Source organism: Holospora undulata HU1, assembly GCF_000388175.3.
GTDB lineage: Bacteria > Pseudomonadota > Alphaproteobacteria > Holosporales > Holosporaceae > Holospora > Holospora undulata_A.
Genome location: NZ_ARPM03000002.1, coordinates 1 through 1,272 on the forward strand (window position 1 = coordinate 1; position 1,272 = coordinate 1,272).

At 31.4% G+C, this 1,272-nt stretch carries 1 protein-coding gene; it reads left to right on the top strand.

Features of this window, described 5'->3' with window-relative positions:
- Window positions 1-1,021 (top strand): hypothetical protein (locus tag K737_RS00010; protein ID WP_006287977.1); only part of this gene is annotated, 1,021 nt, incomplete at its 5' end.
- Window positions 1,022-1,272: the final 251 nt, after the last annotated feature.

Below are 1,272 nucleotides of genomic sequence, written 5' to 3' on the forward strand. Positions count from 1 at the left end.
AGAAGAAGAATTTGGGGACATAGGGCTAAGGCATTTCAGAAGAAAAATGCTTGAAAAGTTCAGTTCTATAAAAAAGTCCATGAATGAAGTAAGCATGGATCGAGAGACTGCGAACTTAATGTTAAAAACAATAAAGGAATCTGGGGAAGTTCCCCAAGGTGTTTTGCCTTATTTGGGCGATATAGTTTGTACTGCCAGCGGGACAGAAAAAGTTCTTACTTTCGAACAGCGCCGTGAACTTAAGGATTTAGTTTTCAATGTAAAGAATAGGTTATTTAATCCCACCAATCCTAGCACTGCTTTTCAAGTTCATAAAAACATCAAAATACTTTTGACTGACTTTCATGAAAGTGAGAAGAGTGCAAAAATGAAACAAGAAATTAAGCGTTTGCTAGATTTTGATTTTCCTGTAAATAAAGTAGAACAAATATTAGAAAAACTTCTTGAAAAAGAAGAATATTGGGGAATGAACGAAGAAAAATTTACTCTTTTTTATAATGAATTTTCAAGCGAAATAGAAAAAGATAGATTAAAAAGTGTAAGACAACCAACAGAAAAAGAGCGTGCTAGATTCAATGTATTTAAATTTTTTCCTCAACGAAGCTTTGAAAGTGTGGACTTCACAGAAAAATATATGAAAGAAAAAAATATTCCCGAACTACAGTCTTTAGGAATCGTTCGTACTGCAGCGTTAATGGTTAAAAAAAATAAAGACAGAGACGAAAGAATGTTTGAAGCGGTTTTATCAAGTCTTTATGTAAAGCCAAAGCACTTAAAACAACACGTTCAAGTTGAAAAGAAGGTAGAGATTGAAAATTTAGAAGAAAAAATTTCTAAGATTCTACCTAAGCAGGATAGCAAAATTTTGAAATGCACAAAAGAATTTATTAAGAACCACAATCTTTCTGAAGAAGAAGCGTTTGGGGTAGTCCAAGTTGCTTACCAGACAATTCCAGATAACGGAGATAATACCCTTTTAGAAATGGCTTTTTCGAATATTATTTCAAAAAAAGATTATTAATTCACAAGAAAGTAAGATAAGACTACATTCATAATAAAATAATTGTGAAAAGGTCATCAAAAAAAATCGAGAGATGACCTTTTAAACTTTTTTGGCTTTGTTTGATCTGTTCATGCGTACTGACTTTTACTTAAGTCATTTTTTTAGATACATTGACTAAATTTATTTGGTTTTGTATAAAAAGATTTTGTTAAATCCAGATTGAATAGTATGCTAACAGAGCAATGAGTAGATCGTCTAATATACTTGGC